This window comes from Mariprofundus erugo (genome assembly GCF_005818865.1).
GTDB lineage: Bacteria > Pseudomonadota > Zetaproteobacteria > Mariprofundales > Mariprofundaceae > Mariprofundus > Mariprofundus erugo.
Genome location: NZ_VBRY01000004.1, coordinates 152,524 through 174,697, shown reverse-complemented (window position 1 = coordinate 174,697; position 22,174 = coordinate 152,524). Strand labels below are relative to the sequence as shown.

Genomic DNA, 22,174 nt, shown 5'->3' with positions numbered 1-22,174 from the left:
ATCAGCCCCATGTAGCTTGTGCCTGAAGTTCATCAAGCTCGGTAAGCAGCGGTGCGACCTGCTGCTGGAATCGATGGTACTCTCTGCCGGCCACCGGTTGTGCCGGTGGATGTTTGACGGTTAACGGGTTGACGGCCACGCCCCGTACCCTGAATTCAAAGTGGAGGTGAGGGCCGGTTGCAAGGCCGGACATTCCCACATAACCGATGACCTGTCCCTGTTTCACCCTGACGCCGGCCTTGATGTTACGGGCAAAGCCATGCATGTGACCATAGGCTGTAGCGTGATTGCGATTGTTATGGGTAATCAGAATGAAGCGTCCGAAACCGTTTTTCCAGCCGGCGAAACTGACATAGCCATCGCCGATGGCATGAATCGGTGTACCGGTGGGAGCGGCATAGTCGACACCGCGGTGGGCACGGGTATAGCCCAGCACAGGATGCAGGCGGCGGGTCTGGAAACGTGATGAGATGCGTGAAAATTTAACAGGCGCTTTCAGATAGGCCTTGCGCATGCTCTTGCCATCGGGCGTGAAGTATTCGGCTTTATCACTGCTGTCTACATAGCGAACGGCGCGATAGTGGGTACCCTGATTGACGAACTCGGCGGCAAGGATGGTGGTGTCCAGGATGTTGCCTTCATCATCAAAGTGCTCTTCATAGACCACATCGAACGAGTCACCGCTGCGCATATCCCTGGCAAAGTCGATATCCCATGCGAATATATCAACCAGATTCATCGTTGTGCGCTGATCCATACCAGCCTGATCTGCAGCTCCGAACAGGCTGTCGTCAATGGTGCCGGCAACCACCCTTTGCCGGGTCAGGACTTCCCGTACTTCCTTCGTGCACTGCCACTCCTGATCTTTTTGCTGATGCAGGTGGAGGCGTTCTTCGCCACTGATATTGTAATAAACGTCAATGGCATCGGCAGAGTCAATCCGTTTGAATTTCTGGCCGGCCCGGATATCACGCAGGTTATAAACAGGTAGTGCAACAGCAACCATTCTGCGGGAGGTCGCCAGGTCAAAACCCAGGCGCTGCAAGCCGGCAACAGCATGGTCGCCTGATTGCAGCTGAATAACGCGCTTCTTTTCGACCGTATTGTCGATGGTTGTGGTGTCTGCCGGCAGCCACTCCTCATGGGCACTGGCCAGGCGTACACTGGCATGGGAGTTGTTGCCGACGATGAGCAGCAGGACAAGGGCAACGGACAAGACGATAGCGGCGAGAAGATAATGGCGGCCTGAGGAGAGCAGGGCGAGCAGTTTTCCGTTCTGGGTGTCCTCTTGACCGGGTTGCTCCGCGTCGTTCGCCGATTTTGAATTACCAAATTTAAAAAAATCGGACAACAATTCCCTCCATGGTTGTCGCAAACCTAGGTCACTCTGTTTGCTTGTCAAAGCATCAGAGGGCAGAATTTTCATTTTCTTCGCAATCAGGCATGTATATGCCGATGCAAAATCAAAAGGGCGAAGCTGCAGGTTTTAGTATTTAACCGCCGCCCGATCTTTGAACATACCAGACCGGAGAACCCGTTATGCCAAGTTTCGACGTTGTAAGTGAAACCGATATGCAAGAGATGACCAATGCCGTGAATCAGGTGATCAAGGAGATCACCACCCGTTTCGACTTTAAGGACAGCAAGGCCAGTATTGAGCTGGGAGAGGCTGCGATTACGGTGGTCGGTGATGACATCAACAAACTGAATACCGTGACCGAGATCCTGCGCGCCAAGCTGGTTCGGCGCAATCTGGACCCGAAATGTCTCGAGTATGGTGATCCGCAGGATGCCAGTGGCGGTTGCAAGCGTCAGGTGATCACGATTAAACAGGGCGTCAGCAGTGAGTTGGCGAAAAAGATCGTGAAAAAGATCAAGGACGAGAAAATGAAGGTGCAGGCAGCCATTCAGGGTGATCAGGTGCGTGTCACCGGCAAGAAGAGGGATGATCTGCAGGCGGTCATGACGCTGTTGCGTGCGTTTGAGGCGGATCGGCCACTCTCATTTACCAACTTTCGCGACTGATCAGGAAACACAGGATATACAGGGCGTGTTTGACACGCCCTGAGCCACGGCGAAGCCACAGGCAGGTTGCATCGCTGTTGTGACCGTGTTTATGCTTCGCCAACAAAGCACGGGGGCAAAGCGGGCGATGCATCCACTGGCTGTGTTGTTTGCCGTTGAGCCAACGCAATAGCGGAGTCAGTCATGTCAAACCCGATTCACCAGCTGAAAAAACAGGTGGAGCAGCGCATTCTGGGCCAGGAGGTTCTGGTCAATCGTTTGCTGGTTGCACTGCTGGCCGATGGTCACCTGCTGGTGGAGGGGGCGCCTGGCTTGGCCAAGACCCGGGCAATCAAGGTGCTGAGTGACGGTATCGAGGGAAACTTTCATCGCATCCAGTTTACACCGGATCTGCTGCCATCGGATCTGACCGGTACCGAGATTTACCGGCCACAGGATGGCAGTTTCAGTTTTCAGGCGGGGCCGCTATTCCATAATCTGGTATTGGCTGATGAGATCAACCGGGCCCCGGCCAAGGTACAGGCGGCATTACTGGAGGCGATGGCAGAGCGTCAGGTGACTGTTGGCAAGACCACGCACCACCTTCCTTCACTGTTCCTGGTGATGGCAACGCAGAATCCGATTGAGCAGGAAGGTACCTATCCGTTACCGGAGGCTCAGCTTGATCGTTTTCTGATGCACATTCGTATCGGTTATCCGGATGCGGCCACTGAAAAAGCCATTCTGCGCCTTTCCCGTGACGAATTTACCGGTTCACCATTGCCGCCGGTCAGCCAAATCTCCCAGTCTGATATCTTTGCCGCCCGTGCTGAAGCGATGGGTATATATATGGCGGAAGGGCTGGAGGATTATCTGGTCCATCTGGTGCTGGCGACAAGAGAGCCGGCCCGCTTCAGTGCCGAGCTTGCAGCATGGATTCAATATGCAGCCAGTCCGCGTGCAACGATTGCACTGGACCGTTGTGCCCGTGCCCATGCCTGGCTGGCCGGTCGTGATTTTGTCAGCCCGGAGGATATTCAGGCCGTTGCACCGGATGTATTGCGGCATCGCATTCTGCTCAGCTTTGAAGCGGAAGCTGCCGGTGTCACGGTGGATGCAGTGATCGGAGAATTACTCAGGCTGGTGCCGATTCCATGATTCAGGTGTTTTTATAAATAGTATTTATTTCAATTATTTATATGAATAACAGGAGAATCCCCTGCAGCGTCCAAACCCGCTAAGAGCTGATCTTGCCCACCTGATTCAACTGCAACGCCAGGCATCCATGCTGCATCTGGCCAGTGGTTATCCACGGGCGCAGATGACAGGCCCGCACCTGTCCCGATTTCAGGGGCATGGTATCGAATTTGACGAGGTTCGCCTGTATCAGCCGGGTGATGAGATTCGCAATATGGACTGGCGGGTCACTGCCCGCACAGGGAAACCCCATACCAAGCTGTTTCGAGAGGAGCGAGAGCGCCCGGCCATGGTGCTGGTGGATTTCAGACCGGCGATGTTTTTTGCCACCAGGGGAGCACTCAAGGCGGTCATCGCAGCCGAGTGTGCGGCGCTGCTTGCCTGGAGTGTGCTGCACCAGGGCGATCGTGTCGGCTGCATGATTCTGGATGATGACGGCAGTGGTACAGCTGCTGCGATCCGGCCGGCGCGTGGTAAACGTACGGTGATGCGTATGCTTGGCCAGCTGGCTTGCCACCGGAGCTGGGAGCAAAGGCCTGCCCCGTGCCAGGAGTCGTTGATGCGGGTATTGCAGCGCAGTGCAGCAGCAGCGCCGACCGGCAGTCTGATGATCATGGTCAGTGACGGCAGAGGCCTGGATGCCGCCAGTGAGCTGATGATGGCACGCCTGCTTACCCACCATACGATTCTTTTTGTCCTTGTCTTTGACCCGTTTGAGAAGGCAATGGCCGATGTCGGCCACCTTTATGCATCCGATGGTCAGCAGCAGTGCAGTATTGATACCGGTCGCGAGTCGACCCGTTCAGAGCATGCCATCCGCTTTCGCGAGCGCCGTGAGGCATTGGCCAGGTTGCAGCGTCACCGGGGATTTATCCTTATAGAATGCGCCACTGATGATGATCCGTTCACAGTTCTCAAGAGCAGGATCGGGGGGCGCAGATGAAGCCGGATGCACTCTCGGCGCTGCACGATATTCACCTGCCGCCGGCTGTGTCGTGGTGGCCCCCGGCACCTGGCTGGTGGGGGCTTCTGGTGATGGTGCTGCTGCTGGTCGGAACGTTTGCATGGCTGATGTATCGTCGTTACCACAGTGCTGAGGCGAGGAGCCGGCGCTTGCGTCGGGCCATGCTTGCCGCCGCAGCTTCTGAGCTTGTGTTGCTGCAGCAGCAACCTGATGCGGAGCTGATTGCAGAACTATCCATGCTGCTGCGGCGAGTGGCTGTACAGCTGGAACCGGATGTGGCGGGTATATCCGGAGACAGGTGGCTGGCGTGGCTGGATGGCAAGTGGGATAGAGATGATTTTTCAGCAGGTTACGGTCGCCTTATGATAGAAGCACCTTATCGCCCGAATGTGGCGATCGACGGGGATCAATTGATAACGCTGTGCCAGCAGTGGCTGGATGCCCAACGATGAGTATGGCGGAGGCACTGGAATTCGGCTGGCCATGGTTGCTGTTGTTGTTGCCGTTGCCATGGCTGTTGCGCCGCATACTCTCTCCGGTCAGGGAGAATCGGCCGGTGGCATGGCTGCCGTTTGCCCATGAATTTGCCGGTGAACAGGCGCTGGTCGTGGTTGATCGAGGTGCCCGCATACGCCTGCTGTTGGCCTCGCTTGTCTGGCTCCTTTTGTTGCTGGCCGCAGCCAGGCCCGCCTGGCACGGTGAGCCGGTCGCCTTGCCGGTGAGTGGCCGCGATCTGTTGCTGGCGGTCGATATCTCAGGTTCCATGCAAATCCGGGACTTTGAACTGTCAGGGCAACAGATTGATCGCCTGAGTGCGACAAAGCATGTGGCGGATGAGTTTATCAACCGGCGTGAAGGGGATCGGGTCGGTTTGATTCTGTTTGGTTCGGAAGCATATGTGCAGGCACCGCTGACATTCGACAGGAAAACTGTGATCACGTTGCTGGATGAGGCTGTAGCAGGGCTGGCTGGCAAGGCAACAGCCATTGGTGATGCGATCGGGCTTGCGGTCAAACGGTTACAGCAGAGTAACAGTGACAAGAAGATTGCATCGCATGAGCAGGTGCTGATTCTGTTGACAGATGGCGTCAATACGGCAGGACGGCTGTCGGTCGATCAGGCCACCGATCTGGCTGCCGGTAGCGGTCTGGTGATCTATACCATCGGAATCGGGGCGGATGCGATGATGGTGCGCTCACTCTTCGGGGCCCAGCAGGTCAATCCGTCTGCAGAGCTGGATGAGACGATGCTGAAGGCAATTGCCGATAAAACCGGAGGTCGCTATTTCCGGGCTCATGACAGCCAGGAGCTGGCTCAAATCTATCAGGTCATCGACAAGCTCGAGCCGGTCAAGCGGGACAGCGAGGTGTTTCGCCCGCTGCATAGTCTGTTTGTCTGGCCTTTGTCGCTGGCACTGCTGTTCGCTGTGGTATTGATGATTGCACTGACAGAGCGGGGGCGCCGATGGATACGTTGACTCATATCCATCTGCTGAGGCCGCTATGGCTTGCAGCATTGCCGCTGTGGCTGCTGCTTGTGTATGGATTATGGCGGAGCAGGCGTGATGAGGGGGGATGGCAAACGCTGTGTGATCCGGCACTGCTTGCGTATCTGGTGGGCGAGCAAGGTGACAGCAGGCGTCCGCGGTGGCCATACCTGTTGCTTGTCGCGGGCGGCCTGTTTGCGCTACTGGCGCTGGCCGGGCCCGCCTGGACGCAATTGCCCCAGCCGGTATACCGGGCTCAGTCGGGCATGGTGATTGTACTGGATCTTTCCCGCTCGATGGATGCGGCAGATCTTGCATCGGCGCGTTTGGTTCGGGCCAAACAGAAGGTGCAGGATATTCTTCACAATCGCCTGGAGGGAGAAACCGGTCTGGTGGTATTTGCCGGTACCGCTTTTGATGTGGTGCCATTGACGACCGATAGCAAGGCAATTCTGACATTACTGCCGAGCCTGGATACCTCGATGATGCCGGTTCAGGGCTCTATGGCATCGGTCGGGCTGAACCACGCCCGCATGATGCTTGAGCGGGGCGGGATTGAGCACGGCTCGGTGGTCCTGCTGAGTGACGGGGTGGATGCTGCCGCCGATGCTGCAGCTTCGGCACTGTTTGAAGCGGGCCACAAGGTCAGTGTTTTTGCTGTCGGTACGGATGAAGGCGCGCCAGTGCCGCTGCCGGATGGCGGTTTTCTCAAGGATGCCGCTGGCAATATTGTTATTCCGCGTCTGCATCAGGATGAGCTGGAAGCGGTGGCTCGTGCCGGTCATGGCATTTATCGGATGATACGGGCGGATAATCAGGATGTACTTGCCCTGCCTGTCACAACCACCGCCGGCACTGATACAAAGACGCATATGCATAGCGATCAGTGGCGTGAGGAGGGGCCATGGCTGGTGCTTTGTCTGCTGCCATTGATGGCGCTTGTTTTCCGGCGAGGGCTGTTATTACTGCTGCTGGTGCCGCTGCTGCTGCCCGATCATGCCGATGCCGGTAGCTGGGATCATCTGTGGCAGACCCCTGATCAAAAGGGGCAGACATTGATGCAGCAGGGGGATGCGGAAGCTGCGGCAAAACAGTTTAGTGATCCGGCGTGGAAGGGTTCGGCTCTTTATCGTGCCGGCCATTACAGGGAGGCGGCCGCGGCTCTGGCCGGGACGGAAACTGCATCCGGCTGGTACAATCGCGGCAATGCGCTGGCGAAAGCCGGAGATTTGAAGGGGGCGATCGACGCCTATGATCATGCACTGGCGCAATCACCCGATGATCAGGATGCCCGCTTTAATCGCAAGCTTGTCGATGAGCTGTTAAAGAAACAGCAGCAGGAGCAAAAGCAGTCACAGGACCGGAAACAGTCACAGGACCAAAAGCAGTCACAGGACCAAAAGCAGTCACAGGACCAAAAGCAGTCTCAGGATCAGCAGCAGTCTCAGGATCAGCAGCAGTCGCAGGGCCAGAAGCAGTCACAGGATCAGCAGCAGTCACAGGGCCAGAAGCAGTCACAGGATCAGCAGCAGCCTCAGGAGCAGCAGCAGCCTCAGGAGCAGCAGCAGTCACAGGATCAAAAGCAGCCACAGGAGCAGAAGCAGTCTCAGGATCAGAAGCAGTCTCAGGAGCAGAAGCAGTCTCAGGAGCAGAAGCAGTCTCAGGAGCAGAAGCAGTCTCAGGAGCAGAAGCAGTCTCAGGAGCAGAAGCAGTCTCAGGAGCAGCAGCAGTCTCAGGAGCAGCAGCAGTCACAGGATCAGCAGCAGTCACAGGAGCAGCAGCAGTCACAGGAGCAGCCGCAGCCTCAGGAGCAGAAGAGCGACCAGCAGGCGAAGAGTGGTTCGGATAAAGCTGGCAAGCCTGCTTCAGTCATGAGTGAGAAAGAGCTGGAGGAGCAGAATGCACGCCGCCAGTGGTTACGACGGATTCCGGATGATCCGGGTGGATTGCTAAGAAGAAAGTTTCTTTATCAATATCAACAGCAGGGTGGTCATCGCAATGAGGAGGTACAGCCATGGTAAAATGCTTCGGCCATAAACAGTTACGATGCATCTGGCTGATAGCCGCCATGCTGCTATGGGCATCTTCCGCGATGGCAACGGTAACCGCCAGTGTCGATCGCCATACGATTGCTGAGGATGAGACGGTGAATCTGACGATTGAAACCAGTGGCAGTCAGAGTGGAGAGCCGGATACCTCGGTACTTGAGAAGGATTTCGAGCTGTTGTCCCGTAATCACAGCAGCTCTTATACCATCACCAACGGCTCGATGCATAGCAGCTCCAACTGGCAACTGGTGTTGCGCCCGCGCACAAGCGGGACACTGGTGATTCCTCCGATCGCTGTCGGTCATGAGAAAACGGCGGCCGTAACCATAGAGGTGACAAAGGCAGAGGTGCGGCAGGGAGCGGGCGGGCAGCCGGATGGAGATGTCTGGGTTGAGATGAGTCTCAAACCCGATCATGCCCTGGTTCAGCAGCAGGTCATTGTCACCATCCGGGTCTATCAGGGTGTGGCGCTGGCACAGGCGCAGCTGACCGAGCCTGAGGTGAAGGATGCGGTGATTGAACGGTTGGGGGAGGACCGTCAATATCAGCAGAACAGGAACGGTCGCAGCTGGGAAGTGACCGAGAGAAAATATGCCCTGTTTCCACAGCAGAGCGGCAAGATTGAAATTGCACCGGTTGAGCTGGATGCGGTCACCATGGCCGGCGCTGGCGGGGGCGGATTTTCACCCTTTTTTCAGTCAACGCGGCCGCTGCAGGCGCACTCGAATCATCTGGTCGTACAGGTTGATCCGGTGCCTGCCAGCTGGCATGGCAAGGAGTGGTTACCGGCTACGCATGTGACGTTAACGGAGGATTGGCCTGAAGGAAAAGTATTTAAAACAGGGGAGCCGATCACACGCACGCTGACTGTGAAGGCGGAGGGGCTGGCATCGAGTCAGTTGCCCGCGCTTCCCTCACTGCTTCCCGATCATCTGAAAGCATATCCTGATCAACCGGCACTGAGTGATGATAAGGGTGAAGATGGTATCGTCGGTATGCGCCGTGAGAAGGTGGCGATGATGCCTACGCAACCGGGTACCTATATGTTGCCGGAAATCGAGCTGGACTGGTGGAATGTGGCCACAGGGAAGGTGGAGCATGCCACGCTGCCTCCCCGTACATTCAGGGTCGAAGGCGCGGTTGCAGCTGCCCCCGCCATGACTCCGCAATTACCCGGCTCATCACAACCGGCAGAGACTGCCACTGCTGCCCCTGTTCAGCGCGTTGTCAGTGATGCCGGCTGGTGGCGGCCGGTAGCGATCATCAGCACCATCGGCTGGTTACTGACGCTGTTGTGGATGGTATTCCGCAGGCGTCGTCCGCATCTCGGGCAGACCATGGTGAAACAGCAATCCCCTGATGTTCGTGCTGCGCGCAGGGCGGTGATCGATGCTTGTAGAAACAATGATGCCAGAGGCAGTGAACAGGCATTGCTGCAGTTCGCGGCAGCAAGCTGGCCGGATGAAGCGGGCGCTGCGATGGCGGCGTTGATGAAGCGGTGCGATGAACCATTGTCAGGGCAGATCGGCCAGTTGCAACAACATCTTTATGGCCGCGATCAGGGGCATTGGCAGGGGCATGAGCTGTTGCATGCATTTGAGCAGCATGATTTTGCCAGAGTCACGGCTGCGCCGGAAAAGGAGCTGTTGCCCGGCCTCTATCCCCGTTGATGCCAGCCTCGTGCTGAACCACTGCAGAATATAGCAGTTCAGCTCATCCAAAATGATAAACATGATCAGCTGATACAGGAAGCCCGGCCGAGACAGGGAAAGCTGGTATAGATCGCTTGCTTCCGTTAAGTTTGACTAAGCACGCGCCGAACAAGCCGGAGAATCCGTGCCGGTTATGGCGCATCTGGTTGGGTGAAAATAGAAAATAATCACACTTTTTGCGTGCTGAACAGAATCGCTACAGGGACGTAGTTATGCAGATGGTCCCTGATGAAACTGCACTGTGATGGAGCATCAGGATGGTGGCTTGAAAATACCAGGGCTTGAATTCAGTGATGTGGCCATGGAGGCCAGCTACCTGGCTGCAACCGAGTCGTCGCGCAAGTTGCAGATGCGTCTGGCCCTTTTGATGCCGGCTCTGCTTTATCTGATTTTCTCTTTTCTGGATTCGCAGGTGTTGTCTGCCGCTGCTGCCACTCAGGCCCGGATCATCCATGTGACGCAGGGTGTTGTATTTTCTCTGCTGGTACTGTTCGGCTTGCGTCTGGATTCAATGCGCTATCATACCGGCATGATTGCAGGCACTGTTATTGTTGCCTGGACCGATCATCTCTACCTGAGCACGATCGGAGGTATCGAGGCGCTGGCAGGGGAAGCATACCTGATGATCATGTGGGTTTGGCTGGTTTCAGGGCTTCATGTAGCCCAGTCAGCCAGGGTCATGCTGATTTTTGTCATCGAGTTTATCGCATTCTGGCCGGTCAACGAAATGGCTTCGAATTTTATTGCGGCGCATATGTTTTATATGTTGGCAGCGATGTTGATCGGCAGTGCCGGTGGATATATGACCGAATATTATCGCAGACAAGGTTTTATCTCCGAAGTGCGGCGCCAGGAGATGGAGTCCCAGTTTATCCAGTCACAGAAGATGGAGGCGATTGGTACCCTGGCAGGCGGGATTGCCCATAACTTCAATAATACGCTGGCTGCGATGATGAGTAACATCTATCTGGCCCGCCTGGCATCAAAAAACAATCCGGATGCATTGAAACGACTGAATAGTCTGGAGGATTTGGGCGGACGTTCGGCAGCCATGATCAGGCAGTTGCTGGCATTTGCCCGCAAGGATCACGTGGTCATGCAGCCGTTCCGACTGAATGATCTGTTGTCAGCGGAGCGCTCTCTGGCAGTCAATGTCATTGATAAAAACATCGAGTTAAAATTCGATGTGTGTCGTTCTCCGCTCACCGTGTTGGGCGACTGCAATCAGATTCAGCAGGTGCTGATGAATCTGCTGGTGAACGCTCGCGATGCCGTGGAGAAAATCGATCACCCGAAAATTACCTGCACGCTGAGGCCTTTCAAGGCGGATGCAGCGTTTCTTCATAAGCATCCTCAATTGCATCATCACTCACTGGCCCGCCTGAGCGTATGTGATAATGGATGCGGCATCGATCCGGAGATTATGGCCAGGGTGTTCGAACCGTTCTTTACCACCAAGGAGGTTGGGCGGGGTACCGGCCTGGGGCTGGCGATGGTGTTTGGCAGTGTGAATATGCATGGGGGTATTGTGGATGTCGTCAGCGAATCGGGGCTGGGCACCTGTATCTATCTCTATTTTCCATTGGTTGAGGAGGTGCATGTACCACCCGACAATAGTGATGTGATGGCCGATCCTGAGTGGCAGGGGGGTGGGACCATTCTTCTGGTTGATGATGATGTGCGCGTGTTAGCCACCACCCGAGAGGTTCTGGAGAGCATGGGCTATCGGGTGATGGATGTGACTGATGGCGAACAGGCGCTGGCGTTGTTCCGCCAACATATCGATGAGGTGTCACTGGTGCTGACCGATATTGTGATGCCGGGGATGCGGGGAGCAAGGCTGGCCCGTGAACTCAGACGCCATGTGCCTGAATTGCCGATTGTATTCGCCACCGGATATGACCCGGAAGATCAAATACACACCGGTGACATTCCTCCTGACAGTATGATTCTTGCCAAACCATTTTCTGCCTCCGAGTTGGCCATGACCCTGCATCAGGCCCTGTCCGGGGCTGAATCCGGGCAGTGAGCCTGCTGAGATGATCGGGGAGAATGACCGGGCTACTGTTGCGCCAGCGCGGTGAAGGCGGCAATACCGCTTCGCATTGCGCTCTCATCGATATCAAAACAGGGGTGATGCAGCGGGTAACGGGTTTCAGGACCGCTGCCGGTGCCAAGACGGAAGAGACAGCCGGGAATGGTGTGAAGAAATTCGGCGAAATCTTCGCCTCCCATCGATGGCTCATGAATGTCAATCAGCTCAAGCTCGGGAGTATGTTGCTGAAACAGAGCGACCGCACGATCCATCAACTCGGCAGGATTATTTAATACCGGTGTTGCCTGGCGCAGGGTGAAGCGGGCGGTGGCACCCCATGCTTCTGCAGTCTGACGGATCACCTGATCCATACGGCTGCGAATCTCTTCATGTACACCGCTGTGCAGACTGCGGATGGTGCCGGAAAAACAGATGGATTCAGGGATGATATTGCCGGCATGGCCACCATGGATCTGACCAATGGTCAGTACAGCCGGGTGCAGCGGGTTAACCCGGCGACCGATGATCTGGTGCAGGGACTGAATGATATGGCTGGCAATCAGAACCACATCCACGCATTCATGCGGACGGGCAGCATGGCCACCACGGCCCCTGATTTCCACATCAAACATATCCGCAGCCGCACACATGGCACCACGCCGGATACCAATGGCACCGGCAGGGAGGCTCGGATAGACATGCAGGGCATAGATCTGATCGGGTTGATAGCTGCCGAACAGGTTTTCGCGCAACATCGCAGCTGCCCCCTGACATGTCTCTTCAGCCGGCTGGAAAACAAACGCGATATTGTGCTGCAGGCGGTTCCTGATCGCTGTCAGGGTCATGGCAGTCCCCAGCAGGATGGCCGTATGGGCATCGTGGCCACAACTGTGGGAGACATTGCAAACCTGTGATGCATAAGCTGGAAGATTACCGCTCTGGCCACCCTCCTGAATCGGCAGGGCATCCATATCCGCACGGAATGCAAGCCATGGTCGCTTTTCACCGGTGATGAGTTCTGCGATGACGCCAAAGCCGCCGACATGTTCACGGACGCGCAATCCCATCGCACGACAGCGTTCGGCGACCATGGCTGCAGTGTTCTCCTCCTGACCGGAGAGTTCCGGGGCCCGGTGCATGGACTGACGGATCCGGATGATTTCCGGCATGATGGCATCGATGATTTCACTGCACGGTTTCAACTGTTCCACCCATCCTGAAGACGTATTGCCCGGACGAGATCCGGGAGTGATGACTGGCGCGAAAAGAGATGCCGTTGTATGGCATCACCACCGCCATGGCTGCGCCAACAGTCCATGCGACCGGCAACCAGCGCAAGTTCGCTTCGATCAATGCCGCACTGGTCCAGTCGCTCCAGACGTTTTTCCAGCCAGTCGAGAACGGGGATCAGCTCTTCTGTGAACGGGTCGATGATCGTGGCACGCATGCCGAAGCGACAGGCGCGCCAGCGGTTTTCCCGGATCAGCGAGGGGTGGATGCGCGGAATCGCATCTGCATGCAGGGCAGCCATCGCTTCGGCCCGGACATAGGCGATATAGGCTGCAGCATCATCGCGACAGGCAGGCATATCGCCGATGCGTACCTCAAGGGTGCCGAAATCCGGATGCGGACGCATTTCCCACCAGATATCACGGACCGAGTCGATGCTGCCGGTGGCCTGCAAGCGGCCGGCACAGTGTTCGAAGTCGCGCCAGTTTTCAAAATAGAAGGGCATGCCTCCCTGGCTGAGGCCTTCGAAAATTTTGATGCGACTGGCCGACAGCCCGGTATCTTCACCGTGCCAGAACGGGGAATTGGCAGAGATCGCCAGAAAGACCGGCAGTACAGGCAGCAGGTGATTCATGGCATGAATACAGCTGTCACCATCCGGCATACCGACATGCACATGAATGCCGAAAATATTAAAGCGCCGTGCCATCCATTGCAGCCGGTCAAGCAGACGACCATAACGGGGGTCATCACTGATCTGTTGATCACGCCAGTGAGAAAATGGATGGGTACCGGTTGAGAGCAGGGCGGCCTGTCGGCCGGCAAGCATATCGCTGACCTGATTATATAATGCCTGTAACTGGTCGATAGCGGCAGCGGTGGTGTGATGAATGTCGGTGTTGATCTCAACCGTTGAGGTAAACAATTCCGGTTTGATGCGGGCAGATGACCCGGTGACTTCAAATACGAAGGGGGCCGCGGGAATTTGTGCACCGCTACCCTGATCAACGGTCATCCACTCCATTTCCACCCCCAGTGTGCCGGTGCTGGAGTGCTGAAACGGGATGTCGGTCGGCATCTGATCTGACATGGAAAAAGTATAGCGATGCGCTGTGGAGGATGAAAGTGCTGTTTGACGGGCGCGCGCAGCAGCAGCTGATCTCCTGTTTCAATTTGAGCGATGCTTTTATTGAGATTGACAACGTGTTGATTTGGTTTTAGAAAATCTCGTGGAGAGTAACAACGGGGAGGAGTGCGATATGAAAAGAATGACGCAAATGATTGCCGGGGCAATGGTGTTGCTACCGGCCTCGATGGCTTATGCCGATGCAGAGAAAAAACTACAGGTTTGTTCCGGCTGCCATGGCGTAGAGACGAGCAGTGCGCCGGATATTCCCAATCTGGCAGGACAGAATGCCGAGTATATTTTTAATCAGGTGAAAAATTTCAAGGCCGGAACCCGCAAGGATTTCACTATGTCGCTGATGGTTGAGGCCATCAGTGATGATGATATCAAGGTGGTTGCGGCTCATTATGCTACGATTACACCGGCAGCGAATACCTTTGACAAGGCGCTGGCGGCCAAGGGTAAAGAGATCTTTACCTCGGTCTGTTTTGCCTGTCATGGTGACAAGGGGCTGGGCGGAGAGAATATCGCTCGAATTGCCACGCAGAAATCAGCCTATCTGATCAAGCAGCTCAAGGCCTTTAAATCGGGGGCGCGTGACAATGAAACGATGCGGGATGTGGCCAGCAAGTTAAGCGAAGATCAGATGAAGGCTGTGGCCGAATACGAATCCAGCCTGTAACGCTTAAGGAGATGCTGATTAATCCAGCGAATTAATCAGCATCTCCTTAAGGCATATCAGCCGCGTGGGATCCTGGTAAAGATTCGACTGCCAGGGTAACCGCACGGGGTTGCTTTATAAGTTTATTTGAAAATCAATGATGGCCCCATTGATTTATGGCTCCGTGCGTGCTCCGGGGGCTGAATTGATCGGTGTTTCCATGGCCTGTCCGGAATCGCTCGATTACTCCGCGCTTTTGCCTTTGCGAACTCCTTTTTGCCAGGAGGGCAGTAAATCAGCATCTCCTTGGATCTGCGCATCCATGACTGTTTAACCGCTTCTTCCTCTCTTTTTCTTTTGATTGCATCCGTTCTGTCAGTCCGATCGGAAAGCCCTATTGAGTTCAGGTTTATTTCAGATTTTATAGCCAGAATGCCGCCATGTAAGCAGACGACCGGAGGTGTAGCTCCATGCGTGAAAAAATGATCGAGGTATGGGATCTGTCGCTTCGGCTGTTTCACTGGTTGCTTGCCACGGCCTTTTTTGTCGCATGGTGGGCGGAAGGTCGGGATATCCGGTTGCATATCATCGCCGGCAGTGTGATTGCCGGGCTGCTGTTGTACAGGGTGGTCTGGGGTTTTGTCGGTGAGAAGCATGCTCTGTTCAAAATGTTCCGGCCGACATGGTCCATGCTTGTTGGCCATGCCGGTGATCTGATTCGCCTGCAGGCTGCTCGCTATATTGGCCATACGCCGATCGGCAGCCTGATGATCTATATGTTGCTGCTATCGCTGTTGGTGCTGGTGGTCAGCGGTATGGCGCTGCTTGCTTTGCAGATGGGGGTTGGCCTGTTTTCTCCCTGGGCTTCTTCCGCAAGTTTTGAAACCGAGATACTGCTGCAGCAGATCCATGGCTGGTGCCTTGATTTGTTGCAGTATCTGATTGCAATGCATTTGGCTGGTGTGGTGGTTGAAAGTCTGCTGCAGCGCCGAAACCTGACCCTGTCGATGATCACAGGCCGAAAAGAGAAAGAGGAGGCTATCAAATGAAAAGATATATGTTGGCAGTAACCGTATTACTGAGTGCTCAGGCGGCAGTAGCCTCCGAAGCGGTGATTCAGGGGCAGCTTGAGCAATATCGCAGCCAGGGCGCAGGCCCGTTTAATGCCGCCAATGGTGAAGCGATGTGGCAGAAGCAGCATATGCAGGAGAAGCTGGGCAAAGAGGTGAATTGTGCCTCCTGCCATGGTGCCAATCTGAAAGAGGCCGGTTCGCATATCAAAACCGGCAAGCGCATCGAGGCGCTGGCTCCGAGTGTGAATCCAGAACGTTTCGGTGATGCTGAAAAGATTGAGAAATGGTTTGGTCGCAACTGCACCTGGACCTGGGGTCGTGAGTGCACGGCGCAGGAGAAGGGCGACATTCTCACCTTCCTGAAGGCTCAATAACCGGAAGCAAGTCCGGTTTGATGACATTTCCCGCAGCAGGCAATCTGTTTATCGCCCTTGCTTTGCGGACAGCTTTAAATGAATATTCAAAAGGAGATAATCATGAATCGTAAAAAATTTATGGGCGTCATGTTGCTGGCAGGATGTGTGACGGTGGCGATGGCTACACTGGGCTGGAGCGGTGAAGATGAGCGCTGGGAGCATGAAAGAGGAGAGCGCGGAGAGCATGGCGTATTACCGGTGACCAGCGGTGTCGAGCCGGTGATGAATAAAACCTATAAGGCGGAGTGCTCTGCCTGTCATTTTGCCTATCCGGCCGGATTGTTGCCCGAGCGTTCATGGGTGAAGATCATGAATAACCTGGATGATCACTTTGGCGATAACGCATCATTGAACAAGGAGACCCGCGAGACCATCGAAAACTATCTGCGCGGTCATGCTGCCGATCATATTCCCAACCGCTTCAGTCGCAGCATTCTGCGTTCTGTGGACGAGAATCAGACGCCGATGCGAATTACCGAAACAGGCTATTTTGTGCATAAACATCGTGAGATTCCTGCTCGTATGGTGGCTGATAACCCTCAGGTCAAATCCTTCTCCAATTGCCTGGCTTGCCATAGTTCAGCCACACACGGTTCGTTTGATGAGCATGGTGTGCGCATTCCCGGTTTTGGGCGCTGGGAGGACTGATTGGATTTCGGCTCCCGGAGCTGCTATTGATGCATATGTTGCATAAAGCTGTCCTGGCCATGGTTGTCGTGATCAGCACGACAGCCATGGCTTTGGCCGATGATGCCGATCGGGTGCGCCAGCTGCGCAGTACCGATAGCATTATGCCGCTGGCAACGATCGTGAAAATGGTTGAGGCCCGCTATCCCGGAAAGTTGCTGGATGTTGAGCTGGAAGAAGAGCATGGTAAGGTGGTCTACGAAATAGAGTTTCTTGGTGATGATCACCAGGTACACCACCTTGAAATCGACGCCCGAAGCGGAAGTTTTATCGACAATGGAGACCACTGATGCGTTTGCTGTTGATAGAGGATGATCCCTCCCTGTGCCTTGAGCTTGCCAACCGTCTGCGCCAGCAGGGGTTTGCTGTGGATGCAACCAATAGCGGTATTGATGGTGCGCATATGGGGGAGACAGAGCCATGCGATATTATCATTCTCGATCTCGGTCTGCCGGATCGACCGGGGCTGGATATTCTGGCTGGCTGGCGGGCGAGAAAAATTGCCACGCCGGTACTGATTCTGACAGCGCGCGGCGCCTGGCATGAAAAGGTGGAGGGCTTTCGGGCAGGCGCGGATGACTACCTGACAAAACCCTTCCATTTCGAAGAGTTGCTGGTTCGTATTCAGGCATTGATTCGTCGCTCTTCCGGCGTTGCCGGTGCCCATATCACGATCGGTATGCTGCAACTTGATGAGCAGGGGCAGACTGCCTCGTGGTGTCAGGAGGCTGACAAGCCGCGTGATATTGATCTGACCGGCATTGAATTCAGATTGCTCCGCTACCTGATGTTAAACCCGAAAAAGGTCTTTTCCGCCACCCATCTGGTTGAACACGTTTACGACTTCAATGACGAAAAAGAGAGCAATGTCATTGAGGTGTATGTCAGCCGTTTAAGGAAGAAGCTGGGTAAGGATGTGATTTGTACCCGTCGTGGTCAGGGCTACTTCCTGAATCCGGACGCGTTGCAGAGCAAGGAGTGATGTACTCGCTGAACCGGCGGCTGACACTGAGTCTTGCGGCCAGTCTGGTGCTTTTTTTCCTGGCTCAGACGGTGATGATCGGCCGCGAGGTTGAGACACTGACCGAGCAGAACCTTCTTTCCCGTCTCAAACATGATCAGGAGGCATTGCTGACGGCGCTGAACTGGCAGCCACCTGATCGACCTGTGATTGAACCATTGCGCATTCCTGAAATCTATCAGCGTCCGTTTTCCGGCCATTATTATCAGATCGATGTGGCCGGTATGACCATGCATTCCCGCTCACTCTGGGATGAACAGTTGCCCGTACAACATGAGGAGATTGCCCGGGATATCGAAGGGCCGGTGGGGCAGCGTCTTCTTTTGCTAACCCAGAGCGTGACTCTGCACGGGCAGACGGTGAAGATTTGTACGGCTGAAGATATCTCCCATATTGAAGCGACCACATCATCGTTTCAGCGCCATCTGCTTCTCTTTGCCGCAGCCGCCGTACTTGCTCTGCTGGTATTGCAGGGCTGGCTGGTCCAGAACGGCCTCAAACCATTGCAGCGCATTCGTAATCAGTTGAGCCAGCTGGAAAAAGGGGAGATCGACAGGGTCACCATTACCACGCCATCCGAGATCATGCCGCTGGTCGAGGAGATTAACCGCCTGGTTCAGCTGATAAGAATGAGGCTGGATCGTTCCCGCCATGCGCTGGGGGATCTTGCGCATGCGTTGAAAACCCCTCTGTCTGTGGCGGGGCAGATCATTCAGCGCCAGGCGGATACGCCGGATGTGGCCGAATTGCGACAGCAGCTGAAAAACATCGAGCATCGCATTGATCGCGAGCTGGCACGTGCCCGCACAGCCGGTCGGGCGCCGGGCGGAAACTGGGCCGATCCCTCTGCCGATCTCAATGATCTGACCCGCATGTTAAACAGAATTTTCCCCGCCAAAGAGATTACGCTCAATCTTTCCGGGATGGCGACGGTGGTGGCCGATCGTGAGGATATGCTGGAGGTATTCGGTAACCTGCTTGAGAACGGTTGCAAATGGGCTCGCACACAGGTGCGCTGCACCATCCGGCATGAGCTGGGTGAGCTGGTGATCAATGTCGAGGATGACGGGCCGGGTATTGATGATGCGGCCGGAGAGCTGTTACTTCAGCGCGGGGTTCGCCTGGATGAATCAACGCCGGGGCATGGGCTCGGCCTTTCCATCGTCAATGAGATTGTCGAGGCCTATGACGGAACCATTACGCTTGGACGTTCGGCTGAACTGCATGGGCTATGTGTGACCATGACGCTGCCACAACCCTGATCACTTTCGTCGTCTCGGCACAGGTTTGAATCGTGTTTGACGGACCGGAGCTGCATCAACACGTGGGCTGATGCCCTGATCAATCAGTAGTTTGTCGCGTATCGATATCGCGAGGTAAATCTGGCGCGCAGGTGATGGCAGGAAGGGCAATCCGCCTCCGAATATTCCCGGAGCCGCGATGAAGCCCATATGATTGATCCATCTGAATATAAATGGCAATTGATCGGTATCTGATGTGATTTCCGGAATTGGCTGAGGCCCTTATGCACTGATGTGATGGTCTCGCCGGGCAAACGGAAGGTAACCGGCTGCGGCTCTGTTTGATTTTATGAAGGGCTATAAACAGAAATGGCGGAAGCCGAAGCTTCCGCCATTTATCAGGGGGCCTTTCCGTGGAGGGGAGAGGGAGGAGAGGAAAGGGCCGGCCCTGAATCCGGTTGTCTGTTTAGAAGTGGTACTTGCCGCTGAGCGAGAGAGAGCTCGCCTCAAGTCCCTGAAAAGATGTTTTAATCGTGGTGGCATTGGTTTTCGGCTTGCTGAGCATGTGTGAGTACTCAAGGCCCAGGCTGTAGCTGTCTGCCAGACGGTACTGCAGACCCAGACCATAGGCGTAGCCGAAGCGGGTTTTCTTCTGGCCGGGAAATCCGAGTTCGCTGTAGCTGGCGCGTACGGTTGCACCGCCCAGCAAGGCGTAACCCATCCATGCATCGTTGAACTGATAGCGCGGCTTGAGGAAGAAGGCCGCATAATAATCGATGCCCATACGCGGTTGCAGGTTAAACTCTTCACCGGTTTTGCCGGTTCTGCCGATGCGGAACTCGCCACCGAGGTTTTCCCAGAAATCATCGCCTACCTGAAGATAAGCACCACCCACAGCTTTCTTGGTAACGCCGCTGCCAAGGTTAAAGGCTCCGACACCGAGGCCGACATATGGCTCTGATGCCTGTGCGACGCATGAAAATGCCATCATCATCGATGCTGCAACTGCAATGTGTACTGACTTTGTCATTCACCGGCCCCTTTGCTGTACGGATACGATGGGCAAACACTGCGACAGAAAGCTTAAACGAAACTGAACATCAACGAGAGCGTTGTGTTGCCCGGTTTTCGCCATTGCACAGAAGGCGTTCATACGGGCTTGTTTGCAAGGAGTGAATAAATCTGCATCGGCCGGATCGTGCTTATTGTGCGTATCATCACATGATGACGATGCGCAGATGGTAGAGAGTCGCTACAATGGCCCCCTCATTGCTAGAGCGTGGGAGCGGCAGTGATATAACAGTGAGCCCGTTTTAGTCTCTGGCAGATGCAGGCGTTGTATGCGCCGGAATGGCCGGTGAATTTATTTGGTATCTAAAGGATTTTGCGCATGTGGTTTAAAAACATACAGTTTTACCGTTTTGAGGAGCCGTTTAAGCTGACCGGCCAGCAGCTGCATGAGCAGCTGGAGAAGCACCGGGCGCGTCCCTGCGGACAGATGGATTTGACCTCCAGCGGCTGGATCGAGCCGCTTGGCCATGGCGGTCAGATGCTGGTGCATGAAACCAATGGTAATCTGATGTTCTGTCTGCGTCGGGAGGACAAGGTGCTGCCGTCGTCGCTGGTGCGTGAGCAGGTCGAGTTGCGGTTGTTCGAGATTGAGCAGACCGGTCGCAAGCCCGGGCGCAAGGAGAAGAGCGATATTCGCGAGCAGGTGATGACGGAGCTGTTGCCACGTGCGTTTGTGCGGGCCGGCCACACATTTGCCTGTATTCTTCCGGCTGAAGGGTGGTTGATTATCAATGCATCCAGTGCGCGCAAAGCCGATGAGGTGATTGAAGAGCTGAACAAGGCACTGATTACCCTGCCTGTGGTGCAACCATCGACCGAACAGTCACCTGAAACGGCGATGACCGGCTGGTTGATGTATGATGGCACGTTGCCGGGTGGATTTGCATTCGGTGAAGAGTGCGAGCTTCATCATGCCGAGAGCGATGCCGTGGTTCGTTGCCGCAATGTCGATGTGATGTCCGATGAGGTGCGTGCGCACGTTAATGAGGGGCTGCGAGTCAAGAAGCTGGCACTGGTCTGGCAGGACCGCCTTTCATTTGTGCTGGATGATACGCTGTCGGTAAAACGTCTTCGTTTTGATACTGAAGTGACCGATGAGGCGGCTGATCAGGGTGGAGATGATGAGGTGGCGCGATTTGATGCCGATTTTGCCCTGATGGCGGCGGAGCTGAGTGCATTTATTCCGCAACTGTTGATTGCGGTGGAGGGTAACTAAACAGATGACTGTTTATGCGGTCGGCGATGTTCAGGGCTGTTACAGGGAGCTGCGCAAGCTGCTTGAGCGGGTCGAGTTCAATCCGCTGAAAGACAAGCTCTGGTGTACCGGGGATCTGGTCAATCGAGGGCCAGATTCACTTGAAACGCTGCGTTTTCTGAAGTGGCTGGGCGATGCCTGTGTCTGTGTACTTGGTAATCATGATCTGCACCTGCTTGAACTGGTGGCCGGTGGTAAACCCTACCATCGCGATACCCTGATTGATGTGCTTGAAGCACCGGACTGTCATGAGTTGGTCGAGTGGCTGCGTTTCCGGCCGATGCTGCATTACGATGCAGAGCTGAACTGGTGTATGGTCCATGCCGGACTTCATCCTCACTGGTCACTGAAAAAAGCCAGGAAACGTGCTGCGGCGATTGAGCAGCAGCTGCGCGGTGACAACTGGCGTGATTTTTGTGCCCAGTTGCATCACTTGCGCTTCCCTGTCTCGGAACCTGCCAAGGGGGATGCTTCCCGGGTGTTGTTCAGTACCGCTGTACTGACCCGTACCCGTTATTGCAGTCAGGACGGCGTATTTAACTGGGATGTGCGGGCAGGGATCAGTACCAACAGAAGAGAGAAGCCATGGTTCCGGCATAAGCAGCTTGCCTGGCGTGATGACTGCAAGGTGGTTTACGGTCACTGGGCGGCAAACGGGCTGGTGGTGGATCAGTCGCATGTACTCGGGCTCGATTCCGGTTGTGTCTGGGGTGGCAAGCTGACCATTGCCCAGTTAAAACGCGGTGGCCATTATCGTATTGAGTCGGGTATCAGCTGCAAGGTGGCCCCGCGGCCAAAGCCTGTGATACAACAGCCAGCGCTGAATGTTGTTGGCATATCAGGGGAGATCTCCGACAGTTAGGGAGATGCTGATTGATTGCCCTCCTGGCAAAAATCAGCTCGCAACGGCAAAAGGGTGACAAAGAGGCAGGAAACCGGGTGGACGG

At 55.2% G+C, this 22,174-nt stretch carries 21 protein-coding genes; 17 read left to right on the top strand and 4 right to left on the bottom strand.

Going from position 1 to position 22,174, the window contains the following annotated elements:
• Window position 1: 1 nt before the first annotated feature.
• Window positions 2-1,351, bottom strand: a complete 1,350-nt coding sequence (locus FEF65_RS05640) for a peptidoglycan DD-metalloendopeptidase family protein (protein WP_238701205.1) — start codon at window positions 1,349-1,351, stop codon at window positions 2-4.
• A 188-nt stretch (window positions 1,352-1,539) separates the two neighbouring features.
• Between FEF65_RS05640 and FEF65_RS05635 the strand changes: the two genes are divergently transcribed.
• The 8 genes from FEF65_RS05635 to FEF65_RS05600 all read left to right on the top strand — a co-directional run bounded on the left by FEF65_RS05635 (window position 1,540) and on the right by FEF65_RS05600 (window position 11,440).
• Window positions 1,540-2,025, top strand: a complete 486-nt coding sequence (locus tag FEF65_RS05635) for a YajQ family cyclic di-GMP-binding protein (protein WP_138238822.1) — start codon at window positions 1,540-1,542, stop codon at window positions 2,023-2,025.
• Window positions 2,026-2,208: 183 nt separating this feature from the next.
• Window positions 2,209-3,162: an AAA family ATPase gene (locus FEF65_RS05630; protein ID WP_138238821.1), complete on the top strand. Its 954-nt coding sequence runs from the start codon at window positions 2,209-2,211 to the stop codon at window positions 3,160-3,162.
• Between the two features lie 127 nt (window positions 3,163-3,289).
• Entirely contained in the window at window positions 3,290-4,144 is an 855-nt protein-coding gene (locus FEF65_RS05625) for a DUF58 domain-containing protein (protein ID WP_138238820.1), read from the top strand.
• On the top strand, window positions 4,141-4,617 hold the full coding sequence (locus tag FEF65_RS05620) for a DUF4381 domain-containing protein (RefSeq protein WP_138238819.1): 477 nt from the start codon (window positions 4,141-4,143) through the stop codon (window positions 4,615-4,617). Before FEF65_RS05625 ends, FEF65_RS05620 begins: the two co-directional genes overlap by 4 nt.
• A complete protein-coding gene (locus FEF65_RS05615; protein ID WP_138238818.1) occupies window positions 4,614-5,642 on the top strand; it encodes a vWA domain-containing protein in 1,029 nt (342 codons plus the stop codon). The genes FEF65_RS05620 and FEF65_RS05615 overlap by 4 nt, the downstream gene beginning before the upstream one ends.
• A complete protein-coding gene (locus FEF65_RS05610) occupies window positions 5,630-7,672 on the top strand; it encodes a VWA domain-containing protein (protein ID WP_138238817.1) in 2,043 nt (680 codons plus the stop codon). Before FEF65_RS05615 ends, FEF65_RS05610 begins: the two co-directional genes overlap by 13 nt.
• Window positions 7,666-9,369 (top strand): BatD family protein, encoded by a 1,704-nt coding sequence (locus tag FEF65_RS05605; protein ID WP_138238816.1) that lies wholly within the window; start codon window positions 7,666-7,668, stop codon window positions 9,367-9,369. Before FEF65_RS05610 ends, FEF65_RS05605 begins: the two co-directional genes overlap by 7 nt.
• Before the next feature lie 307 nt (window positions 9,370-9,676).
• The gene (locus FEF65_RS05600; protein ID WP_161595186.1) at window positions 9,677-11,440 is read left to right on the top strand and encodes an ATP-binding protein; all 1,764 of its coding nucleotides are present in this window, start codon (window positions 9,677-9,679) and stop codon (window positions 11,438-11,440) included.
• A 32-nt stretch (window positions 11,441-11,472) separates the two neighbouring features.
• Here the strand turns inward: FEF65_RS05600 and FEF65_RS05595 are convergent, their stop codons facing one another.
• Window positions 11,473-12,648: a M20 metallopeptidase family protein gene (locus tag FEF65_RS05595; protein WP_238701204.1), complete on the bottom strand. Its 1,176-nt coding sequence runs from the start codon at window positions 12,646-12,648 to the stop codon at window positions 11,473-11,475.
• Window positions 12,645-13,766, bottom strand: a complete 1,122-nt coding sequence (locus tag FEF65_RS05590; RefSeq protein ID WP_138238814.1) for a carboxylate-amine ligase — start codon at window positions 13,764-13,766, stop codon at window positions 12,645-12,647. Before FEF65_RS05590 ends, FEF65_RS05595 begins: the two co-directional genes overlap by 4 nt.
• Before the next feature lie 169 nt (window positions 13,767-13,935).
• Here FEF65_RS05590 and FEF65_RS05585 point away from each other — a divergent pair, with 169 nt between their 5' ends.
• From FEF65_RS05585 to FEF65_RS05555, 7 genes are all read left to right on the top strand, one after another.
• Window positions 13,936-14,484, top strand: coding sequence for a c-type cytochrome (locus tag FEF65_RS05585; protein ID WP_138238813.1), 549 nt, complete (start codon window positions 13,936-13,938; stop codon window positions 14,482-14,484).
• A 449-nt stretch (window positions 14,485-14,933) separates the two neighbouring features.
• Window positions 14,934-15,512, top strand: coding sequence for a cytochrome b/b6 domain-containing protein (locus FEF65_RS05580; protein ID WP_138238812.1), 579 nt, complete (start codon window positions 14,934-14,936; stop codon window positions 15,510-15,512).
• Complete coding sequence (locus tag FEF65_RS05575; RefSeq protein WP_138238811.1) at window positions 15,509-15,910, top strand: DUF1924 domain-containing protein; 402 nt, start codon at window positions 15,509-15,511, stop codon at window positions 15,908-15,910. Before FEF65_RS05580 ends, FEF65_RS05575 begins: the two co-directional genes overlap by 4 nt.
• Before the next feature lie 102 nt (window positions 15,911-16,012).
• The gene (locus FEF65_RS05570) at window positions 16,013-16,600 is read left to right on the top strand and encodes a diheme cytochrome c (RefSeq protein WP_138238810.1); all 588 of its coding nucleotides are present in this window, start codon (window positions 16,013-16,015) and stop codon (window positions 16,598-16,600) included.
• Between the two features lie 29 nt (window positions 16,601-16,629).
• On the top strand, window positions 16,630-16,929 hold the full coding sequence (locus FEF65_RS05565; protein ID WP_138238809.1) for a PepSY domain-containing protein: 300 nt from the start codon (window positions 16,630-16,632) through the stop codon (window positions 16,927-16,929).
• Window positions 16,929-17,621 (top strand): response regulator transcription factor, encoded by a 693-nt coding sequence (locus tag FEF65_RS05560; RefSeq protein WP_138238808.1) that lies wholly within the window; start codon window positions 16,929-16,931, stop codon window positions 17,619-17,621. Before FEF65_RS05565 ends, FEF65_RS05560 begins: the two co-directional genes overlap by 1 nt.
• Window positions 17,621-18,922, top strand: a complete 1,302-nt coding sequence (locus tag FEF65_RS05555) for an ATP-binding protein (RefSeq protein WP_138238807.1) — start codon at window positions 17,621-17,623, stop codon at window positions 18,920-18,922. Before FEF65_RS05560 ends, FEF65_RS05555 begins: the two co-directional genes overlap by 1 nt.
• A gap of 445 nt (window positions 18,923-19,367) precedes the next feature.
• Here the strand turns inward: FEF65_RS05555 and FEF65_RS05550 are convergent, their stop codons facing one another.
• Complete coding sequence (locus FEF65_RS05550; RefSeq protein ID WP_138238806.1) at window positions 19,368-19,931, bottom strand: porin family protein; 564 nt, start codon at window positions 19,929-19,931, stop codon at window positions 19,368-19,370.
• Window positions 19,932-20,291: 360 nt separating this feature from the next.
• Here FEF65_RS05550 and FEF65_RS05545 point away from each other — a divergent pair, with 360 nt between their 5' ends.
• Window positions 20,292-21,188 carry a recombination-associated protein RdgC gene (locus FEF65_RS05545; RefSeq protein WP_138238805.1) on the top strand — a complete coding sequence of 299 codons (897 nt, stop codon included), beginning with the start codon at window positions 20,292-20,294 and terminating at the stop codon, window positions 21,186-21,188.
• 4 nt (window positions 21,189-21,192) lie between these two features.
• On the top strand, window positions 21,193-22,089 hold the full coding sequence (locus FEF65_RS05540) for a symmetrical bis(5'-nucleosyl)-tetraphosphatase (RefSeq protein ID WP_138238804.1): 897 nt from the start codon (window positions 21,193-21,195) through the stop codon (window positions 22,087-22,089).
• Window positions 22,090-22,174 lie beyond the last annotated feature (85 nt).

Excerpts from the sequence above, each read along its gene's own strand:
- FEF65_RS05545 (WP_138238805.1), top strand. The coding sequence starts at position 20,292 with ATGTGGTTTAAAAACATACAGTTTTACCGTTTTGAGGAGCCGTTTAAG.
- FEF65_RS05590 (WP_138238814.1), bottom strand. The coding sequence starts at position 13,766 with ATGTCAGATCAGATGCCGACCGACATCCCGTTTCAGCACTCCAGCACC.
- FEF65_RS05630 (WP_138238821.1), top strand. The coding sequence starts at position 2,209 with ATGTCAAACCCGATTCACCAGCTGAAAAAACAGGTGGAGCAGCGCATT.
- FEF65_RS05570 (WP_138238810.1), top strand. The coding sequence starts at position 16,013 with ATGAATCGTAAAAAATTTATGGGCGTCATGTTGCTGGCAGGATGTGTG.
- FEF65_RS05580 (WP_138238812.1), top strand. The coding sequence starts at position 14,934 with ATGCGTGAAAAAATGATCGAGGTATGGGATCTGTCGCTTCGGCTGTTT.
- FEF65_RS05540 (WP_138238804.1), top strand. The coding sequence starts at position 21,193 with ATGACTGTTTATGCGGTCGGCGATGTTCAGGGCTGTTACAGGGAGCTG.
- FEF65_RS05625 (WP_138238820.1), top strand. The coding sequence starts at position 3,290 with ATGCTGCATCTGGCCAGTGGTTATCCACGGGCGCAGATGACAGGCCCG.
- FEF65_RS05610 (WP_138238817.1), top strand. The coding sequence starts at position 5,630 with ATGGATACGTTGACTCATATCCATCTGCTGAGGCCGCTATGGCTTGCA.
- FEF65_RS05620 (WP_138238819.1), top strand. The coding sequence starts at position 4,141 with ATGAAGCCGGATGCACTCTCGGCGCTGCACGATATTCACCTGCCGCCG.
- FEF65_RS05585 (WP_138238813.1), top strand. The coding sequence starts at position 13,936 with ATGAAAAGAATGACGCAAATGATTGCCGGGGCAATGGTGTTGCTACCG.
- FEF65_RS05565 (WP_138238809.1), top strand. The coding sequence starts at position 16,630 with ATGCATATGTTGCATAAAGCTGTCCTGGCCATGGTTGTCGTGATCAGC.
- FEF65_RS05615 (WP_138238818.1), top strand. The coding sequence starts at position 4,614 with ATGAGTATGGCGGAGGCACTGGAATTCGGCTGGCCATGGTTGCTGTTG.
- FEF65_RS05560 (WP_138238808.1), top strand. The coding sequence starts at position 16,929 with ATGCGTTTGCTGTTGATAGAGGATGATCCCTCCCTGTGCCTTGAGCTT.
- FEF65_RS05605 (WP_138238816.1), top strand. The coding sequence starts at position 7,666 with ATGGTAAAATGCTTCGGCCATAAACAGTTACGATGCATCTGGCTGATA.
- FEF65_RS05635 (WP_138238822.1), top strand. The coding sequence starts at position 1,540 with ATGCCAAGTTTCGACGTTGTAAGTGAAACCGATATGCAAGAGATGACC.
- FEF65_RS05550 (WP_138238806.1), bottom strand. The coding sequence starts at position 19,931 with ATGACAAAGTCAGTACACATTGCAGTTGCAGCATCGATGATGATGGCA.
- FEF65_RS05575 (WP_138238811.1), top strand. The coding sequence starts at position 15,509 with ATGAAAAGATATATGTTGGCAGTAACCGTATTACTGAGTGCTCAGGCG.
- FEF65_RS05555 (WP_138238807.1), top strand. The coding sequence starts at position 17,621 with ATGTACTCGCTGAACCGGCGGCTGACACTGAGTCTTGCGGCCAGTCTG.